General features: G+C 49.9%; 12 protein-coding genes. 7 read left to right on the forward strand and 5 right to left on the reverse strand.

The window, feature by feature from the left end; translation table 11 throughout:
- Positions 1-161 precede the first annotated feature (161 nt).
- The 3 genes from nrdG to nrdD form a co-directional block, all read right to left on the reverse strand.
- A complete protein-coding gene (nrdG, locus tag Q0V82_RS10800; protein WP_297575623.1) occupies positions 162-629 on the reverse strand; it encodes an anaerobic ribonucleoside-triphosphate reductase activating protein in 468 nt (155 codons plus the stop codon).
- A gap of 120 nt (positions 630-749) precedes the next feature.
- Complete coding sequence (locus Q0V82_RS10805; protein ID WP_297575625.1) at positions 750-1,301, reverse strand: transposase; 552 nt, start codon at positions 1,299-1,301, stop codon at positions 750-752.
- A 172-nt stretch (positions 1,302-1,473) separates the two neighbouring features.
- Positions 1,474-3,627, reverse strand: a complete 2,154-nt coding sequence (nrdD, locus tag Q0V82_RS10810) for an anaerobic ribonucleoside-triphosphate reductase (protein ID WP_297575627.1) — start codon at positions 3,625-3,627, stop codon at positions 1,474-1,476.
- Positions 3,628-3,950: 323 nt separating this feature from the next.
- On the opposite strand from nrdD, the gene Q0V82_RS10815 reads away from it, so the two are divergent.
- Positions 3,951-4,895 (forward strand): autotransporter domain-containing protein, encoded by a 945-nt coding sequence (locus Q0V82_RS10815; RefSeq protein ID WP_297575629.1) that lies wholly within the window; start codon positions 3,951-3,953, stop codon positions 4,893-4,895.
- A 90-nt stretch (positions 4,896-4,985) separates the two neighbouring features.
- On the opposite strand, the gene hslU is transcribed toward Q0V82_RS10815, so the two are convergent.
- Positions 4,986-6,308 carry an ATP-dependent protease ATPase subunit HslU gene (hslU, locus tag Q0V82_RS10820; RefSeq protein WP_297575631.1) on the reverse strand — a complete coding sequence of 441 codons (1,323 nt, stop codon included), beginning with the start codon at positions 6,306-6,308 and terminating at the stop codon, positions 4,986-4,988.
- Positions 6,309-6,573: 265 nt separating this feature from the next.
- On the opposite strand from hslU, the gene Q0V82_RS10825 reads away from it, so the two are divergent.
- The 3 genes from Q0V82_RS10825 to Q0V82_RS10835 all read left to right on the forward strand — a co-directional run bounded on the left by Q0V82_RS10825 (position 6,574) and on the right by Q0V82_RS10835 (position 12,219).
- Positions 6,574-8,145, forward strand: coding sequence for a response regulator (locus tag Q0V82_RS10825; protein WP_297575633.1), 1,572 nt, complete (start codon positions 6,574-6,576; stop codon positions 8,143-8,145).
- Between the two features lie 205 nt (positions 8,146-8,350).
- Complete coding sequence (gene ilvA / locus Q0V82_RS10830; RefSeq protein WP_297575635.1) at positions 8,351-9,877, forward strand: threonine ammonia-lyase, biosynthetic; 1,527 nt, start codon at positions 8,351-8,353, stop codon at positions 9,875-9,877.
- 152 nt (positions 9,878-10,029) lie between these two features.
- Positions 10,030-12,219, forward strand: a complete 2,190-nt coding sequence (locus Q0V82_RS10835) for a CHASE domain-containing protein (protein WP_297575637.1) — start codon at positions 10,030-10,032, stop codon at positions 12,217-12,219.
- Positions 12,220-12,552: 333 nt separating this feature from the next.
- Here the strand turns inward: Q0V82_RS10835 and cysK are convergent, their stop codons facing one another.
- Positions 12,553-13,485, reverse strand: coding sequence for a cysteine synthase A (gene cysK / locus Q0V82_RS10840; protein ID WP_297575638.1), 933 nt, complete (start codon positions 13,483-13,485; stop codon positions 12,553-12,555).
- Positions 13,486-13,578: 93 nt separating this feature from the next.
- Between cysK and Q0V82_RS10845 the strand changes: the two genes are divergently transcribed.
- From Q0V82_RS10845 to Q0V82_RS10855, 3 genes are all read left to right on the forward strand, one after another.
- A complete protein-coding gene (locus Q0V82_RS10845; protein ID WP_297575639.1) occupies positions 13,579-14,823 on the forward strand; it encodes a multifunctional CCA addition/repair protein in 1,245 nt (414 codons plus the stop codon).
- Positions 14,824-15,106: 283 nt separating this feature from the next.
- Positions 15,107-16,252 (forward strand): FIST signal transduction protein, encoded by a 1,146-nt coding sequence (locus Q0V82_RS10850; protein WP_297575640.1) that lies wholly within the window; start codon positions 15,107-15,109, stop codon positions 16,250-16,252.
- The gene (locus Q0V82_RS10855) at positions 16,249-18,717 is read left to right on the forward strand and encodes a PAS domain-containing hybrid sensor histidine kinase/response regulator (RefSeq protein ID WP_297575642.1); all 2,469 of its coding nucleotides are present in this window, start codon (positions 16,249-16,251) and stop codon (positions 18,715-18,717) included. The genes Q0V82_RS10850 and Q0V82_RS10855 overlap by 4 nt, the downstream gene beginning before the upstream one ends.
- Positions 18,718-18,757: the final 40 nt, after the last annotated feature.

Below are 18,757 nucleotides of genomic sequence, written 5' to 3' on the forward strand. Positions count from 1 at the left end.
GGGAAACAAGAAATCAATCGACTCTGACCCCTTTGATTTTCAGCGAAATCGCAGGCTCCGCCGTGTCGTGGCACGTACATTTTATTTCGGCGATTTCATGCGTACGAATACGCTGCGCTATTCGTACCTACGCTTTTCCAAATCCCAAATCCCGCTGTAATCTAATCGCCACCACAGCTGCGGTAGTTTTTAAGTTCGATCAGGCGTTGGTTGCTAGAGCCGCGCCAGGGTTGGCTGGTGGGTTGGTTTTGGTCGAATTTGCCGTCGATAAGCACGTCGATGTATTGCATGATGGCGAGGTCTTGCAGGTCTTCAAACACGTAGCCAGTCCAGAGCCAGATGTTTTTTTCTGGGTAGCGCTGTTTAAAGGCTTGGCAGAGTTGGAGGATGGCTTCCCGATTAGCTGGGTGCAGTGGGTCGCCGCCGGAGAGGCTAAGGCCGTCGTGTGATTCGCAGGCTTGCAGTAGTTTTTGTTCGATTTCAGCAGTGAAGGCTTGGCCGGATTTTCTATCCCATGTTGATGGGTTGTAGCAACCTTCGCACGCATGTTGGCAGCCGCTGACAAAAAGTGTCACGCGGATGCCGGGGCCGTTGATGAGATCATGCGTGTAATAGCGGTCGTAATTCATGGGTATTGGGCTGTGAGTCTTTATTTAAAATGCGTTGATGGATATACCTGTTGTTTATGATTGTATTCAGCTCCGTAGGTACGATTAGCGTAGCGTAATCGTACGAATGTGGCATCGCCATCAATCATCCGCTGCCTCGGCCGTCATATCCCCACACCAATCTGCCGGATAAATCCCCGCCGCCACTGCGCGATGAAAAGTAGAATACGGCCAGTCACTCACTTGTTTGACCAAACCGTGCTTGAGTGGATTCACATGTACATAATCAACGTGTCGTTGATAATCCAGCTCATCACGGATCAAGTGTTCCCAGTAATGCCGTTGCCAAATGCCCCGCTCCCCTGTTTTTTGGCGAACAACAGACAAGTGCTCTGTTTTGGGTAAAGCGCGCGAAAAGCCACTTTTAATCAAGCGCCAGCGCAGACTAAAATCCGCATCATCAGGCGGCAGCGTTAACACCGCGTGCAAATGCTCCGGCAGTACAACCCACGCATCAATTGTAAATGGATGACGCTTGCGCACCTGCCACACCACATGCCGTAATGTTTCAATTTCTCGTACCAGCAAATCATTTCCACGACGCTGCAGCAGGTTAACGGTAAAAAACCAAGTTCCACCCGCAAAAAAGCCCGACGATAATTTGGCATCAATATTCAAGCCTACAGTTTGCATTACAGAAACTCTAGCATTGTCGCTGCGACAGAGCGCAGCGAAATCGCAGGCTCCGCCGTGTCGTGGCACGTACATTTTATTTCGGCGATTTCATGCGTACGAATACGCTGCGCTATTCGTACCTACGCTTTTTCCAACGTCCAACGTCCAGCGCCCAACGCCCAATCCCCAATCACTCAACCGCATGCGCGTGGTGTTTGACTCGGCGCATGACTTCTTTTTGTTTGCCGTTGTTAAACGGTCGAGCGTTGGGGCTGCCGAGGTAGCCGCAGACTCGGCGGGTGACTGATAGCGTGGCGCTGTCGTGGTTGCCGCAGTCGGGGCAAACAAAGCCGTTGGCGGTGGCGAGGGTTTCGCCCATAAAGCCGCAAGCGCCGCAGGCGTCAACCGGCGTATTACTGCCAAAATACGGCACACGTTCGATGGCGTAATCCCAAATGCGTTCGAGCGCCAATAGATTGTGCTTCATATTCGGCAGCTCAACATAGGTAATGTGGCCGCCGGTTGCGAGCTCGGCATAGCCGGTTTCAAAGTCGATTTTTTCAAATGGATTCACTTTGCGGTACACATCCAGATGGAATGAATTGGTGTAATAGCCTTTGTCGGTCACGTCGCTAATGTCGCCAAAGCGTTCTTGATCGAGTTTACAAAAGCGATAGCACAGCGATTCGCTTGGCGTGGAATATAGCGAAAAGCCCAAGCCGGTTTCTTCTTTCCAGCGCTGCGTGGCATCTCCCATGGTTTTGACCACCTGATGCAAAAAGGCTTGCGCGGCGCTGCTGTCGGCAGGGTGTTGACCAAACAGTAATACGCCAACTTCGTGCAGACCGATATAACCCAAAGAGATCGACGCGCGGCCATCTTTAAATAGCGTCATGATGTCGTCTTGCGGCTGGAGTCGAATCCCAAACGCGCCTTCGGTATACAAAATCGGGGCGACATTGGCTTTTACGCCTTGCAGGCGTTGGATGCGAATATTGAGTGCGCGTAAGCACACTTGCAGGCGCTGCGCTAATAACTGATTAAATTGCTCAATATTGCCTTGCGCTTCAATGGCAATGCGCGGCAGGTTCAGGCTGACTACGCCCAAATTATTGCGGCCATTGAGGATTTCTTGGCCTTGTTCATCGCGCCAAGCGGGTAAAAAGCTGCGGCAGCCCATCGGCGACACTGGCACGCTCGAACCGGTAATTTGGCGATTGAGTTTGGCCGAGATAATGTCCGGATACATGCGTTTAGACGTGCATTCGAGCGCCAATTGTTTGATGTCGTAATTGGGATCGGTGGGTTTGAGGTTGATGCCTTCGTCGATAAAAAACACCAATTTAGGAAACACCGGCGTGGTGCCTTCTTTGCCTAGGCCTTTAATTCGCACGCGCAAAATCGATTGCTGAATAATGCGCTCGGCCCAGCTGGTGCCCATGCCGAATGAGAAGGTTACAAAGGGCTGCTGACCATTGGAGCTAAATAGCGTGTTGATCTCATATTCACACGCTTGAATACCGTCGTAGGCTTCTTTTTCGGTGCGCTCGGTGGCGTAGCGTTCTGGATCGGTAATGCCGTATTCATGGGCAATGGCCAAATTTTTGGCGTGGCTTTTGAGCACATACGGCGCGAGCACTTGGTCCAAATTGGGAATCGTCGTGCCGCCATATTGATGGCTGGCCACTTGAGCAATAATTTGTGCTGTGACCGCGCAAGCTACGCCGACTGATTTAGGGCTTTCGATTTTGGCATTGCCAAGGCGAAAGCCGTTTTTGAGCATGCCTTCTAAATCGACGAGGCAGCAATTGGTTAGTGGCAAAAACGGCGAGTAATCCAGATCATGAAAATGGATATCGCCTTGGTGGTGCGCTTCTAAAATATCTTTGGGCAAAAAGGTGCTGGCAAATTGTTTTGAGACAATGCCGGCCATCAAATCGCGCATCACCGGGAAAACATTGGCGTCTTTATTGGCGTTTTCTGTAGTGGCTTCGCTGTCGGTTTTATTGACTAAGCCCATCAGTTTGGCGTGTAGCTCCGAGCCTTGCGCGCGCGTGCGATCTCTGTCGTAGCGATATTGGATATAAATCCGCGCCACTTCGGGGTAATCATGCATCAAGGCGTCTTCGACCCATTGCTGAATCGTTGGAATATCTAATAAACCGCTCGGGGCACTGTGCTGGCTCAAAGTGCGGCATTGCATTTCAACTTGGCTGGTGATTTGCTCGGCCAATTGGTCTGGCTGCGGATATTTTGCAGCAGTGGCAGCGCGGCGGCAGGCTTCAAAAATTTTGGCACTGTCGTAGGCGGCTTGGGCGCCGTCGCGTTTAATCACTTTGAGCATGGCTGTTTTTTCCTTGATGCGTAATCGGTGGTACAGGTATTGAGATTATTGGCTGACAGGGCTTTTGCTTTTGGCCTGCAGCTTATTGTGTTGGTTTGTGGCTTTATCTCGAAGCAAACACAATATATGGTGTTTTTGTTTTGCTTGCTGCACATAATGAGCTGTTTTTGATGGCGGTCAATATTTGGTTTTTTTGCTTGGATGAGGCCAAATAATGACAATTTGTCGTGTTAATGCTGCGCCAATGCATGGCTTTGCTGGGCTGCAAAGACTTAGTGCTATGCTGAAAATCTCTTCGCAATACCTCTAATCGAATATTATTTATGCGCAAAATTGGCTTGGTTTTAATACTTGGTTTCAGCCTCGCATTACCGGCATGGGCGAATGACAAAAAAGAGCTGCATTTATTGCCCAATAGCAATGTGCAGCGCAGCGCCAATGCGGTGCTGTCTTTGATGTCGTATTCGGTGATTTTGGATTTAGCCGCCAGTAGTTTGTCGATTAAAGGCGCACAAAGCGAAAACAATAAATTAATGATGACGCAATTGGGCGGCGGTTCAACCATCAGCAAAGATCTGCCTTTGTATTTGGAAGGTGCGTTGGCGGGCAGTCGTTTTGACCCGACTTTTGTCGCCACCAATGGTGAACAAGAGCGTGCAATTCCCCTCAAATGGACTTCCGTGAGTGGCACCGGTGGTATCGGCTGGGATTTTCCGCTGGCAGAAAATTGGGTGTTGCGACCGATTGTTAATTTTTCATTGGGCACGGTGGCGAGTGATTTAAAAATCGCCAATTGGTGGATTAATTATAAAACCGGTAAAGAGTTTAATTTTTTTGATAAAGGCAGCATGAATGTGTACGGCTTAGGCGGCGCTTTAATGCTCGATTACGAGCTGGTCAAGCCCGAATATGAAGTGGATTTAGAGCTGCGCTTGTCGCAAGTGCATCTAAAAACATTCAAAACCGATGCCGCCGTATCGGGCAGCGCCACTTCACAAACCGCCAATTTATGGACGCGATATCGCGCGCCGACGGGACTGACTTTTTTAAGCCGTCCACTGCGTTATGTTTTAGAAGCCTCGCATTCGCATTATTACGGCGATCAAGCAGGGGTCTTGGGCTTTGATTATTTATCTACCGTGGGTTTGGGCTTTGAGGTCGATAGCAGCGCGCATGCCGTATTTGTCACCCGAACCCGGTTTTTAATGCGCTATATGTTTGGCCCGAATGTATCAGGCTCAGGGATGAGTATTGCGATGAGTTTTTAATGGGTATTGCCACCTAGCCATTTAAATATCATAGCTAGATGGAAATACCTTGGTCTTTGAAGTTTTAAATTCAAGCAACTCGGCTATGATTTACAGCATAAAGCGGGCGAGGTCGTCGTTGCTGGCGACGCTGGCGAGTTTGCTGCTGACAAATTCAGCATCAATAGTCACCGTGCCGCGTTTGGCGTCGAATGAAATGTCGGCGAGTAAACGCTCCATCACGGTATACAAGCGGCGTGCGCCGATGTTTTCGGTGCTTTCATTGACTTGCCATGCCATTTGCGCCAGTTTGCGAATGCCGTCTTCGGTGTACACCAGCTCGACGTCTTCAGTCGCTAGCAGGGCTTGATATTGCTTGGCGAGGCAAGCATCGGTGCCGGTTAGAATGGTGGCAAAGTCATCCACCGTGAGCGAGCTTAGCTCAACGCGAATCGGGAAACGGCCTTGTAATTCAGGAATCAAATCCGATGGTTTGGCCAAATGAAACGCGCCACTCGCGATAAACAAAATATGGTCGGTTTTAACCATGCCGTATTTAGTCGTCACGGTGGTGCCTTCCACTAGCGGCAGCAAATCGCGCTGTACGCCTTGGCGTGACACTTCACCGCCTTGCCCTTCTGAGCGGGTGGTGACTTTGTCGATTTCGTCGATAAACACAATGCCGTTTTGCTCAACCGCGCGTAGCGCCTCGGTTTTGGTGTCTTCATCATTGACTAGTTTGGCGGCTTCTTCGTCGATCAGTGCTTTGAGCGCGTCGGGCACTTTGAGTTTTTGCGCCTTGGTTTTTTCACTCATTGCACCTTTAAACATGTTTTGAATCTGGCTAGAAAAATCTTCCATTCCCGGTGGCGCAAACACTTCCATTGTCGGGGCGGTGGCTGAGACTTGGATTTCGATTTCTTTGTCGTCAAACTTGCCTTCACGCAGCATTTTTCTGAATTTTTGCCGAGTTTCGCTCATGCCATCATTGGCATTCACTTCGCCATACGTTGGCGTTGCGGGCGGCAATAGCACATCGAGTACGCGGTTTTCTGCGGCGTCTTCGGCCTTGATGCGATTTTTGCTGATGGCTTGATCGCGAACTTGCTTAATGGCGATTTCCATTAAGTCACGGATGATGCTGTCCACGTCTTTACCGACATAGCCCACTTCGGTGAATTTAGTCGCTTCAACTTTAATAAACGGCGCATCAGATAATTTGGCCAAACGACGGGCGATTTCGGTTTTACCCACGCCAGTCGGGCCAATCATTAAGATATTTTTTGGGGTGATTTCGCTGCGCAGTGGCTCGGCCACTTGCTGACGACGCCAGCGATTACGCAGCGCAATGGCAACGGCTTTTTTGGCAGCAGCTTGGCCGACGATGTGTTTGTCCAGTTCGTGGACAATTTCTTGTGGGGTCATTTGAGTCATGGCGCAATCCTTAAGCATACGGTTGTGAATCACATCTGGGCATTTGGCGATTTTTAAAGGTCTGAGTGTGACTTGGAGGAGACGCTGATGTGAATACCGGTGTGATAGCTAGTGCATTTCCCTGAATTTTGACTAATCTACTGTGTATGGCTTGCGTGAATATGACGTTAGCTAGTTTTTATCTTTGCTTAACAAGGGTTTAAATATATAAAATTTTTGCGTGTGTTGTAAGAGGCGATCGCACGATGGGGTTTAACAGGGGCGCATGATGATTGATGATGAAAACTGGCTCGAAGAAGATACTGATTTATCGCTCCGTGCGGAGATAGAGCCGTGGAATGTACTGGTGGTGGATGATGAACCCGATATTCATCATGTGACCAAATTGGCTCTATCTAATATTGATTTTTTAAATCGGCCGTTGAATTTATTGTCGTGTTATTCGGGCGCAGAAGCCTTGGATATGCTCAATACGCGTGACGATATTGCCTTGGTTTTGCTCGATGTGGTGATGGAGTCAGAAGACGCCGGTTTGAATGTGGCCAGAGATATTCGTGAAAAACTGCACAACCATCATATTCGGATTATTTTACGCACCGGCCAGCCCGGGGTTGCGCCAGAACGACACGTGATTGAAAACTACGACATCAATGATTACAAGGCCAAAACCGAGCTAACTCGGGATAAATTGTATACGGCAGTGCTAGGCACGTTGCGCTCTTACAACGACATTATGTTGATTGAACATCAACGCCGACAATTAGACGCCAATCGCCGTGGCTTAATTAAAGTTGTCGATGCCTCGACAACGATTTTTAAACAGCAATCGGTGATTAAGTTCGCGCAAGGCGTGCTCGAGCAATTGCAGTCGTTATTGTTTTTTGAACAAGACGCGTTGTATGTGGTGGTCAGTGGCGGCATGGCGGCGCTATCGCAAAGCGATGATTTAACTATTATGTACGCCACCGGCGGTTATCAGGCTTTTTGTGGCCAGAATTTGGACAATGCCGAGTTAAGTCGTTTAAAGCCATCGATTGATGAAGCACTTGCGCAGCGGCATAGCATTTTTGCGGCCGATCACTTTATTGGTTTTTTTCAAGCGCCACTTGGCTCGGTGAATTTACTGATTATTGATGGTCCGGTGGCGTTGTCGCACCCTGACGCTAATTTGATCGATATGTTTTGTAAGAATGTCGCGATTGCTTACGAAAACTTGATGCTCAATAAAGAGATCGAAGAAACGCAGCGCAGTATTATTTATCAGCTGTCCGAAGTGATCGAAAATCGCTCAAAAGACACTGGCAAGCATATTCACCGCATGGCTGAGTTTTCTTATGCGATGGCCATTGAGCTGGGCATGAGTGAAGAAGACGCTGAAATTATTCGCATCGCCAGTCCTTTGCACGATATTGGCAAAGTCGGTATTCCCGATTCGGTACTCAATAAACCGGGCGCCTTAGACGCCGAAGAGCGCGCGGTGATGAATACCCATGCGCAGCTTGGTTATGAAATGCTTAAAGCGTCTAAACCACGGATTTTAAAAATGGCGGCGGTGATTGCGCATCAGCATCATGAAAAGTGGAATGGCACCGGCTATCCGCAGCAATTGGTCGGTGAGCAAATTCATATTGCGGGGCGAATTATTGCTTTGGCCGATGTGTATGATGCGCTGGCGCATTCTCGTTGCTACAAACCGCCTTGGTCGCGAGAGCGGGTATTAGAAGAAATACAAGCCGGATCAGGAACGCATTTTGATCCTGAGGTGGTGGAGGCGTTTTTCCGTTGTTTACCCAAAATTGAAGAAATCAGAATGTCTTATCGAGATTACGCAGACTAACTGTGTAAGCTGTGAATTTGCGGTTAGAATAGGCGATTGAAATAATCAATCGCCTATTTTTTCGCCGTTCTCAATCCATGACTTGGGTCGTGTCATCAATATGTTTTCCGCTGGATCTTGCTTTATCGTGCTGCGGTAGGGCTTGCTACCGAGTGGTGACACAGCGTGCCAAGCCATCGATTGGGTTAAACCAAGGTTTGCGCCAATGAATAAAGACTACCTCGAACGAACGCTCTCTGCCCGTGTGTACGATGTTGCGATTGAATCGCCGCTTGAGCATGCGCCGAATTTATCGCGTCGTATTGGCAATACGGTGTATTTCAAACGTGAAGATATGCAGCCGGTGTTCTCGTTTAAAATTCGCGGCGCGTATAACAAAATGGTGCAATTATCCCGCGCTGATTTAGAGCGCGGTGTGATTGCGGCTTCGGCGGGCAATCATGCGCAAGGCGTGGCGATGGCCGCGCAATATTTAAAATGCCGTGCAACGATTGTGATGCCAGCCACTGCGCCGCGCATCAAGGTGGATGCGGTAACGCGCCGTGGCGCTGAGGTGGTGTTGATTGGTGATTCTTATTCCGATTGCTACGAGCACGCGATGAAACTGGTGGCGCAATCGGGCGCGACCTTTGTGCATCCTTATGATGATCCCGATGTGATTGCTGGGCAGGGCACGGTGGCGATGGAAATCTTACGCCAACATCCTGATCCGATTGACGCGGTGTTTATTCCAGTGGGCGGCGGTGGTTTGCTGGCGGGGATGGCGGCGTATATCAAGCGTTTACGCCCCGAAGTCAAAGTGATTGGCGTTGAGCCCACTGATGCCAATGCGATGTATTTATCGCTTAAATTGGGCGAGCGCATTACCTTGCCGCAAGTGGGGATTTTTGCTGACGGTGTGGCCGTGAAGCAAGTGGGCGAAGAAACCTTTCGCTTAGCCCAAGAATTTGTTGATGACGTAATCTTGGTCGATACCGATGCGATGTGCGCGGCGATTAAAGACGTGTTTGAAGATAATCGCTCGATTTTAGAGCCCGCTGGCGCATTGGCCATTGCCGGCATGAAGGCGTGGGCGGCGCGCGAAGGCGTGCAAGATCAAACTTTTGTGGCGATTGCTTCTGGCGCCAATATGAATTTTGACCGCTTGCGCTATGTGGCCGAGCAAGCCGAAATGGGCGAGCAACGCGAAGCGATTATGGTGGTGACGGTGCCGGAAAAACCGGGTAGTTTTCGCACCTTCTGTAGCTTGATTGGCGCGCGCAATGTGACTGAATTTAATTATCGCTACGCCAAAGCCAGCGAGGCGCATGTGTTTGTTGGCTTGTCGATTCAGCATCGCTCCGAAGTGGTGGATTTAATTGCCACGCTGGCGAGTCATGAATTGGCTGCGGTGGATTTAACCGACAATGAATTGGCCAAATTGCATATTCGCCATTTAGTCGGTGGGCATGCACCGCAAGCGGTGAATGAGCGCTTAATTCGCTTTGAGTTTCCTGAGCGCCCTGGCGCTTTGTTGAATTTTCTCAATGGCATGAGCGACAACTGGAATATTTCTTTATTTCATTATCGCAATCATGGCGCAGATTATGGTCGGGTCTTAGTGGGGATTCAGGTGCCGCCCAATGAGGATGCGCAATTTAATGCCTTCCTAACGCGCTTAGCTTATCCGTATTGGCTGGAGACGCATAATTTGGCGTATCAGTTATTTTTGGGTACCGACGCGGCAAGTTGATTTTAGTCTGATACATATTGTTATTTTGATGGCAGGTGTTGCATAGCACTTGCCATTTTTTGATGACGCTGTTCTTTTGTAACATTCTGACTTTATAGTGATGTATTGCCTTGTGTTGAGTGCAAAGCATCATCCCTAATCAATAGAGTGTTATGTTTGAGCTAAAAAAATACACTGTTTTTATAGTGACGCTCTTGCTCGGCGTGTTGCTGACTGTAGTGAGCATCAGCTTGTATTATTGGCAAGCCATTGATTCGGCGCGTGGGCGCTGGCAGCAAAGCCAAGAGCAGTTATTGTATCAATTTCAGACGCAGTTATTACTGACCCAGTCCGATTTGCACCTCATTCAAGCGGCTTTTATCGCGCAAAATCAACTTTCTCCCGAGCAATTCAGTCAATTGCAGTTACAAAGTCAAGCCCGCCAAATCAGCGCAGGCGTGTTGGCGATGGGCTTTGTGCGGCCAGTCTCGGCGGATTTTCTGAGTCAATATATTGAGCAAAATCGCAGCGATACCCGCTTTGCCACTGAGTTTTATTCGGTATTTGATGTCGCTAGCTCGCAGCAAAAAGAAGCGTTACAGATTGTGGATATGCTCAGCCCACTCAATAGTACGACTGCACAGTGGTTGGGGTTTAATTTGGCGCATGATGCGGCGCTAAAACGCGCTTTCGAGCGAGCCAAAGTGAGTGGCCAGCCGTGGATGAGTGATGGTTTTACCGCCAGCTTGGTGCGCACTGAATCGCTGGTATTTTATTTACCGATTTATCGCACGGTATTGAGCCGGCCAACGCCAGCGCTAAGATCGAGTCATTATTTGGGTAGCGCGATGGTATTGCTGCAAATCCAGCCTTTTTTTGCTGAACTCAATCGATTGGCCGACTCGGCTGGCTTGGCGTTTCGCGTCGTTGATCTGGGGGCTATCGACGCGGTAAATCGCGCAGAAACTGCGAGTAAAATCCGCTATACCTCGCCGCAGTTTGCATCCGATGCCAGCGCGCCAATGGCGAGGGCACCGGTGAATGTCTTGGGCCGACAATGGCGCTTTGAATTTCAAGCCATTACCAGTGCACTGAGTATGCGGCAAATGCAGCTTATGGCGTGCGGGGCGATTTTGGGCTTGGTTTTCAGTTTGTTGCTGGCTAGTTTATTACAGCGCCGCCATCGTTTGCCAGCGGTGGATGACAACGTGGATAAGCCCAGTTTGCATTTAACTCAGGTGCAACAAATGCGGGCTTTACTGGAGGCGGTGAGTGACCCTTTGATCTTGCGCGATGCACGCGGTCAAATTACCTATGCCAATGCCGTTGCCGAGTTGCGTTTGGCTGAGCATGATCGTTGTTTATTGGGCGCGGTTGAGCCGGTATTTGATGCCGCTGAATTGGGGCGATTAAGTATGCCGCTGCAACTCATGGTTAGCCATCTGGATCGCGATGCACAAGTGCGGCAGTACGAATTGATGCTCAAACCCTTGCGCGATGACCGCTTGCAATGGATGGGGACGGTGATGCAAGCGCGCGATATTAGCGCCAGTTCGGCGACGATTAAATCCCTGCGCGAGCAAGTTGAACGCTTGAATATGCTGGTGGATATTGCCAATGACTGGTTTTGGGAACAAGACCAAGAAGGGCGGTTTACTGCGGTTTCGGGCGATCTTTTTACTGATTTGGATCTTAATCCGGCGCTGTTTATTGGCAAATGCCGTTGGGAGTTGGGTCCCGGTGGATTGTCGGCGGCGCAATGGGCGGCGCATCGGGCTGTGCTGGCATCGCAACAAGCGTATCGTGATTTTGAGTATCAAGCTGAATTGAATCAGCAACTCTTGTTTCTCAGCGTTTCAGGCCAACCGATTTTTGATCACAACGGGCAATTTATGGCTTACCGCGGTGTGGGCCGCAATGTGACGGCGATTCGTTTGGCGCAAGCGGCCTTATTATCGGAGCAGCAGCGGGCCCAAGCGACGTTGGCGTCGATTTCTGATGCGGTGGTCAGCACCGACTTAAACGGCCGAATTTATTATCTCAACTCTGTGGCATCGGCATTATTGGGCTGGGATCCCGAAATGGCGCAAGGGCAATATCTCAGCTCGGTATACCAAACGATTGATGCCAAAACTCGCTTGCCGCTAGCGGGTTTGGCCGCGCTGGCTTTACAAAATTCAGCGCAATGCCTCGGCGCTCGGCGCAGTATTTTACTCAATAAGCTTGGGCTGCATTTTTATATAGAAGAAAGCGCCGCGCGAATTCGCGACGATGCGCACGCTACTTTGGGCGCTGTTTTGGTGTTTCGTGATATGAGTCATTGGCAAGATGAAGCGGATAGGGTCTGTGTATTTCCTGATTAGCGACCCTGCTCAGCACCATCGCGTAGGAGCGGGCTTGCCCGCGAAAGCAATGCCAATATCAGCGTGAACCGCCCCAGTTGACCGCACTTTCGCCGGCCAGCCAGCGTCTACCCGTGCCCACCCGTTTTTTGCTGGCTAGCGCACTCATCCGGTTTGATTTTGGCTTTGTTTGGATGGGGTGTTGATATTTTAAATTGCAGTCGATCCGCTCAGACGCAGGTGATTGATCATATCAATCCCTGATCTGAACCAAGCCATGAAAGTTCAGTAACCGCTTCATCGCTGAACGTGCATCCCGCTGGGCGGGCAATGTTGTTGGCGACTTAAGCGAGCTTAGTCGGCCAGACCTTCAAACAGTTTGGTGGATAAATAGCGCTCGCCAAATGATGGAATAATAATCGCAATCAGCTTGCCAGCGTTTTCTGGCCGTTTGGCTACTTGTAATGCCGCCCAGACCGCAGCACCGGCTGAAATGCCGCACAAAATACCTTCTTGCGTTGCCATTAAGCGGGCGGTGGCAAAGGCATCGTCATTACTGACGCCAATCACTTCGTCGTAAATCTCGGTATTGAGCACTTTAGGAATAAACCCCGCGCCAATGCCTTGAATCGGATGCGGCCCTTTGGCCCCGCCAGACAACACTGGGCTGGCTTCGGGTTCAATCGCAATCGCTTGAAATGAGGGTTTTTTAGCTTTAAGCACTTCGGCAATACCGGTAATCGTGCCGCCGGTGCCGACGCCAGCAACCAAGATATCAATCTGCCCATCGGTGTCTTCCCACAATTCAATCGCCGTGGTTTGGCGATGAATTTCTGGATTGGCTGGGTTTTCAAACTGCTGTGGCATTAAGTAATTGGCATGCTCTTCAGTCAGCGCTTTAGCTTTAGCAATCGCGCCGCCCATGCCATCTGGCCCCGGCGTTAAAATCAGCTCAGCACCATAACCACGCAATAAAGCGCGGCGCTCTTTTGACATGGTTTCTGGCATGGTTAGCACCAATTTATAACCCCGCGCAGCGCACACCATCGCCAAACCAATTCCAGTATTGCCCGAAGTCGGTTCAACAATCACTGTATCGGCGTGGATGAGGCCGGCTTGTTCGGCGGCATCGATCATGCTCACGGCAATTCGATCTTTTACCGAGTGCGATGGATTCATGTATTCAAGCTTGGCGACCAAAGTGGCCACGCAGCCTTCGGTAATGCGGTTGAGTTTAACCAATGGGGTGTGGCCGATCAGTTCGGTGACATTGTTCGCGATCTTCATAGCAGCTCCAGCTAAAATTAAACGGCAATCGGCAGATTGTAGACGGTATTATGTGCACAGTTAAAAGCACTTTTTTGCCTAAGGAAAGAAGTAATGCAGATATACCGTGTTGGCGGCGCTGTGCGTGATCGTTTATTGGGCTTGCCAGTCAAAGACATTGATTGGGTGGTGGTGGGCAGTACGCCGCAAGCGATGCTCGATTTGGGCTATCAAGCGGTGGGAAAGGACTTCCCAGTTTTTTTGCACCCTAAAACACATCAGGAGTATGCGCTGGCACGCTTTGAGCGTAAAAGCGGCCATGGCTATACCGGCTTTGAAGTGCAGGCTAGCCCGGATGTGACGCTGGAAGAAGACTTGCTGCGCCGTGATTTAACCATCAACGCCATTGCTGAGGACGAGCACGGCAACTTAATCGACCCGTATGCTGGACAGGCCGATTTGGCCGCTAAAGTATTACGCCACGTTTCGCCCGCTTTTGCCGAAGACCCGGTGCGAATCTTACGACTGGCACGATTTGCGGCGCGCTTTGGCTTTAGTGTCGCCGCTGAAACCATGGCCTTAATGCGGCAAATGGTCAGTGAGGGCGAAGTTGATCATTTGGTTGCTGAGCGCGTTTGGCAAGAAATGGCCAAAGGCTTAATGGAAGATAGTCCGAGTTTAATGTTCGCCATTTTGCGTGAATGCGGCGCTTTGGCCAAAATTGCGCCAGAGATCGACGCACTATGGGGCGTACCACAGCGCGCCGATTACCATCCCGAAGTCGATACCGGCCTGCATACCATGCTGGTGCTGGACTATTGCGCCGCGCAGGGCTGGCCATTGGCGACGCGCTTTGCCGCGCTGTGCCACGATTTGGGCAAGGCCACCACGCCAGCCGATGTTTTGCCACGCCATATTGGCCATGAAGCCCGTGGCGTGCCGCTGGTGGAGACGCTGTGCCAGCGCTTGCGAGTGCCCAGCGACTGTAAAGAATTGGCGGTTTTAGTCTGCCGCGAACATACCTTGGTGCATACCGCGCAGCAATTACGCCCCGAAACGCTGTGCGCTTTATTTATGCGCTGCGATGCATTGCGCCGACCAGAGCGATTTAAGCAATTACTTGACGCGTGTTTGGCCGATGCACGCGGCCGCTGGCAGTTTGAGCATTGTGACTATCCGCAGCAGGATTATTTGTTGCAACTGCGCGCCGTGTTGGCGGCGGTGGATGCCGGCGCGATTGCCGCGCAATGCAGCCAACCCAAAGACATTGCCAGCGCAGTACAGGCGGCACGAATTGCCGCGATTGCCCAAGCCAAGCCTGCGCTGTTGGCCGTTTTTCGCCGCGACGGTGTGTTGTAGCCAGTTCACATGACGATGCATCGCTGATTACGCTTTGATTTGCCGCGAAAATCGCGTAAGCAGCGGCGAGAAGCCAAACGTCAACAGACCCTAGCTTGGTCTCGTTTTATGGCGATAGCGGGGGTGAAGGCGCTTAAATGTATTTGTATTCTTTGTTTTTATTGTAAGAAATCATTCAGAATTTAATCTGCGGTTAAATGGCATGCTCGCTGGAGCGTGCTTTTTTTTGGGCGAAAAGAAATGCCTTTGCTAAGCTGAAATATCTTTTTTGCGAGGCATTATCATGAAGGTTGCTCAGGTTAAAGTCAGTAATTTTAATGATTTTGAAAATAAAGTCTCAGCACTAAGTCAGCTTGAGCCGCATTTTTTACTGGTTTTTGCCAGTCGTACATTACTCTCTGATCCACAGTGCTTTCAGCACTTGCGACAGTGTTTCCCTGCGGCCGCCTTATTGGGTTGCTCAACCGCCGGTGAAATTGCCAATGATGGCGTTGATGACGACTGTTGCGTGATCACTGCGGTGCATTGGCAGGCCGGTGTGCCGTATTGCGTCGAGACCGAATTGGCGGGCATGGCCGATAGCGAGGCGGCGGGCCAGCGATTGGCCAGCGCACTCAATGAGCAGCCATTGGGCGGGGTGATTGTGTTGGGCCAAGGGGTCGATATCAATGGCAGTGCCTTGCTGCAAGGCTTGATGGCCCGCTTGCAGAGCAAAGTGCCCGTGATGGGCGGTTTAGCTGGCGATGGCACGGCATTTAGCCAAACCTTGGTATTGAGTAATCAGGGCATTAGCAGTCATCGCATCGTTGCCATGGCAATTCCACCCGAGATACACATCGGTCATGGCTCATTCGGCGGCTGGCAGCCATTTGGCCCGGCCCGGCGCGTGACGCGCAGCGTGGGCAATGTGTTGTTTGAGCTGGATGCTGAGCCTGCGCTGGACGTTTACAAACGTTATTTAGGCGAATACGCCGCGCAACTGCCGTCTTCGGGTTTGTTGTTTCCTTTTGAAATGCTTGGGCAAGACCATCAAGCCATGGGCGTCGTGCGCACTATTTTGGGGGTGAATGAAGCCGATGGTAGCTTGATTTTGGCGGGCGATATTGTTGCCGATGGTTATTTACGGCTGATGCACGCCAGTAATGACGCGCTGATTGAAGGGGCAGAGGCCGCCGCCCAAGCGGCGCAATTGCTGGTGACGCCCGCCGATCAAAGTTTGGGCTTATTGGTCAGCTGTGTGGGGCGAAAACTGGTCATGGGTAGCCGAATCGACGAGGAAGTCGAAGCGGTTGCTGAGGTGTTTGGTCAGCATGTGACATTAGCTGGGTTTTATTCTTACGGTGAAATCAGCCCGTTTGTGAGTTCAACCGAATGCAAATTACATAACCAAACCATGACCATTACGACACTCAGTGAGCCGCAAGTATGAATCGATTACTGGCTCGTCAGTTAAAGCGCCATTTGGCGTGGACCGATGAAGCAATGTGCGAGGCCCAGCTGTGCGCTATCGAAGCCGATGCCGCTCAATGTCCTGACTCGCCTTGTTATGCGCTAGGGAAAAACTTGCGGCGTTTATTGGCCGCGATTGACGAGGCCTATCAGCAATCCGAACGCGATTTGACATTGAGTTCACGTAGCTTGCAAATTAGCTCGGATGAATTAACGCGCAGCAATGATGCATTGCGCCTTGAAAGTGCAATCCGGCAAAGAGCGATTAACGCTTTATGGCATACCGCCCACCAGCTGCAAGATAGCTTAGGCCTGCCTGCTGCCAATAATGCCGCCGCTGATTTAGAGCAATTGTCGATTTTGATGGGGCAGCTGGTCGATGCGCGCCAACAAGCCGAGCTCGCCTTGCAGGCACAAGCGGCGCAGTTTTTAACGTTGGTGAGTAATATTCCGGGGGTGGTATTTCGTCGTGAGATTGAGCCCCCTTGGGGTATGCAGTATATCGACAAAGAAATTGAAGTGCTCTCGGGCTATACCCCAGATTTATTTTTATCATCATCACCGCAGATCAGTTATCACAGTCTGGTATTGGCCGACGATATGCTGCAGCTTGATCAGACGATTGCTTTGGCCGTCGCCGGAGATGCGCGTTATAACGTTGAATATCGGATTCATGATGCGCGAGGCGTTTTGCATTGGGTGTATGAACGGGGACAAGTGCTGCGCGATGCGCACGGTAAAGTGCAATATGTAGATGGCATTTTGTTTGATATTACCGAGCAAAAACAGGCGGCGCTGCAAGTGCGGCAATTATCGGCCGCTATCGAAGCGAGCCCCAATCCGGTTTTAATTACCAATTTACAAGGCGGTATTGAATACGCCAATCCAAAGTTTGAGCAAACATTTGGTTTTAGCACGGCAGAAATCCTTGGCCGAAGCCCGGTCGAGGTGCTCGGTGGTGGCGTGCCCAATCCGGTCGCGCACAATAGAATTTTGCAGCACGTATTACAAGGCCAAGATTGGCATAAAGATTTACGTAATATCTGTAAAGATGGCACTTTAGTTTGGATGTCGGTCTCGATTTCTCCGATTCGTGATCAAAGCGGAGAAGTGACGCATTTTGTCGCCGTGTATGACAATATTGAATTAAGAAAAGCGGTAGAAGCCGAGTTAATTAATGCTAAAGAAACCGCCGACCAAGCCAATCGTTTAAAAAGCGATTTTTTAGCCAATATGAGTCATGAAATTCGCACACCAATGAATGCCATTATTGGCATGACGCATTTAACATTACAAACCGAGTTAAATAATAAACAACGGGATTATCTCAGTAAAATTAGTTACGCCGCAGAGTCGCTGTTGCATATTTTAAATGATATTCTGGATTTTTCTAAAATTGAAGCCGACCGATTAAGGATGGAATCAATTCCATTTCGATTTGATCAGGTTTTAACTCAAGTTCGATCTTTGCATGAAATTAAAGCGGAAGAAAAAAAACTTGAATTAGATATCACACTAGCCGCAAATTGCCCCGCAACGCTAGTGGGCGATCCCCTTAGACTGGGGCAAATCCTGAATAATCTAGTGAGTAATGCGATTAAATTTACCCAAGAAGGCATAATAAAATTATCGGTTGAAGTCGTCGCACAACAAGAAAAAAAAATTCGCCTGCATATTTCGGTGCGAGATAGTGGTATTGGCTTGACTCCGATGCAAATGAATAGTTTATTTAAACCATTTTCTCAAGCCGATAGCTCAACCACCCGCAAGTTTGGTGGTACAGGGCTGGGTTTATCGATTTGTAAAAGCTTGGTTGAAATGATGGAGGGCGAGCTGTGGGTTGAAAGCCAAGTCAATCTGGGCAGTACTTTTCATTTTACCGTTTGGCTAGAGTGCGCAGCGGTAGATATTGAAGTCGATCAACAAATGGGTCGTCGAAAAAATCTCAAAGGTGTGCGTATTTTATTGGTTGAAGATAATCCACTCAATCAACAAGTCGCACAGGAATTACTCACCGGCGCCGGGGCCAGTGTGCTGTTAGCTCAACATGGTGGCGAAGCTTTGGGCTGGCTCTCCATTGAGCCATTGCCGTGTGATTTTATTTTTATGGATTTACAAATGCCGGTGCTCGATGGACACCAAACAACACAATTAATTCGCAGTGATCCACGCTTTGTCGATTTACCTATTATTGCGATGACAGCGCACGCAATGTCGGATGAAAGACAGCGTTGCCTAGAGAACGGCATGAATGATTATATTACTAAGCCGATTCGCCCAGATGTGTTGTTTGCTACCGTAGTTAAATGGGCGGCAACACAAAATATTATGCTGGATGATATTGAGGTGAGTGAGCAATATTTTAATGAAGATCAACTTGCGCAATTTCCCGGTGTTAATACGCAAGAAGTTTTGCAGCGATTTATGGGCGGCGGATTCAACTAGTAAGTGCAACGGCGATGCAGGTCACTAAATGGGTGAAATG

The organism is uncultured Deefgea sp., assembly GCF_947072475.1.
GTDB lineage: Bacteria > Pseudomonadota > Gammaproteobacteria > Burkholderiales > Chitinibacteraceae > Deefgea.

Excerpts from the sequence above, each read along its gene's own strand:
- nrdG (WP_297575623.1), bottom strand. The coding sequence starts at position 629 with ATGAATTACGACCGCTATTACACGCATGATCTCATCAACGGCCCCGGC.
- Q0V82_RS10805 (WP_297575625.1), bottom strand. The coding sequence starts at position 1,301 with ATGCAAACTGTAGGCTTGAATATTGATGCCAAATTATCGTCGGGCTTT.
- nrdD (WP_297575627.1), bottom strand. The coding sequence starts at position 3,627 with ATGCTCAAAGTGATTAAACGCGACGGCGCCCAAGCCGCCTACGACAGT.
- Q0V82_RS10815 (WP_297575629.1), top strand. The coding sequence starts at position 3,951 with ATGCGCAAAATTGGCTTGGTTTTAATACTTGGTTTCAGCCTCGCATTA.
- hslU (WP_297575631.1), bottom strand. The coding sequence starts at position 6,308 with ATGACTCAAATGACCCCACAAGAAATTGTCCACGAACTGGACAAACAC.
- Q0V82_RS10825 (WP_297575633.1), top strand. The coding sequence starts at position 6,574 with ATGATGATTGATGATGAAAACTGGCTCGAAGAAGATACTGATTTATCG.
- ilvA (WP_297575635.1), top strand. The coding sequence starts at position 8,351 with ATGAATAAAGACTACCTCGAACGAACGCTCTCTGCCCGTGTGTACGAT.
- Q0V82_RS10835 (WP_297575637.1), top strand. The coding sequence starts at position 10,030 with ATGTTTGAGCTAAAAAAATACACTGTTTTTATAGTGACGCTCTTGCTC.
- cysK (WP_297575638.1), bottom strand. The coding sequence starts at position 13,485 with ATGAAGATCGCGAACAATGTCACCGAACTGATCGGCCACACCCCATTG.
- Q0V82_RS10845 (WP_297575639.1), top strand. The coding sequence starts at position 13,579 with ATGCAGATATACCGTGTTGGCGGCGCTGTGCGTGATCGTTTATTGGGC.
- Q0V82_RS10850 (WP_297575640.1), top strand. The coding sequence starts at position 15,107 with ATGAAGGTTGCTCAGGTTAAAGTCAGTAATTTTAATGATTTTGAAAAT.
- Q0V82_RS10855 (WP_297575642.1), top strand. The coding sequence starts at position 16,249 with ATGAATCGATTACTGGCTCGTCAGTTAAAGCGCCATTTGGCGTGGACC.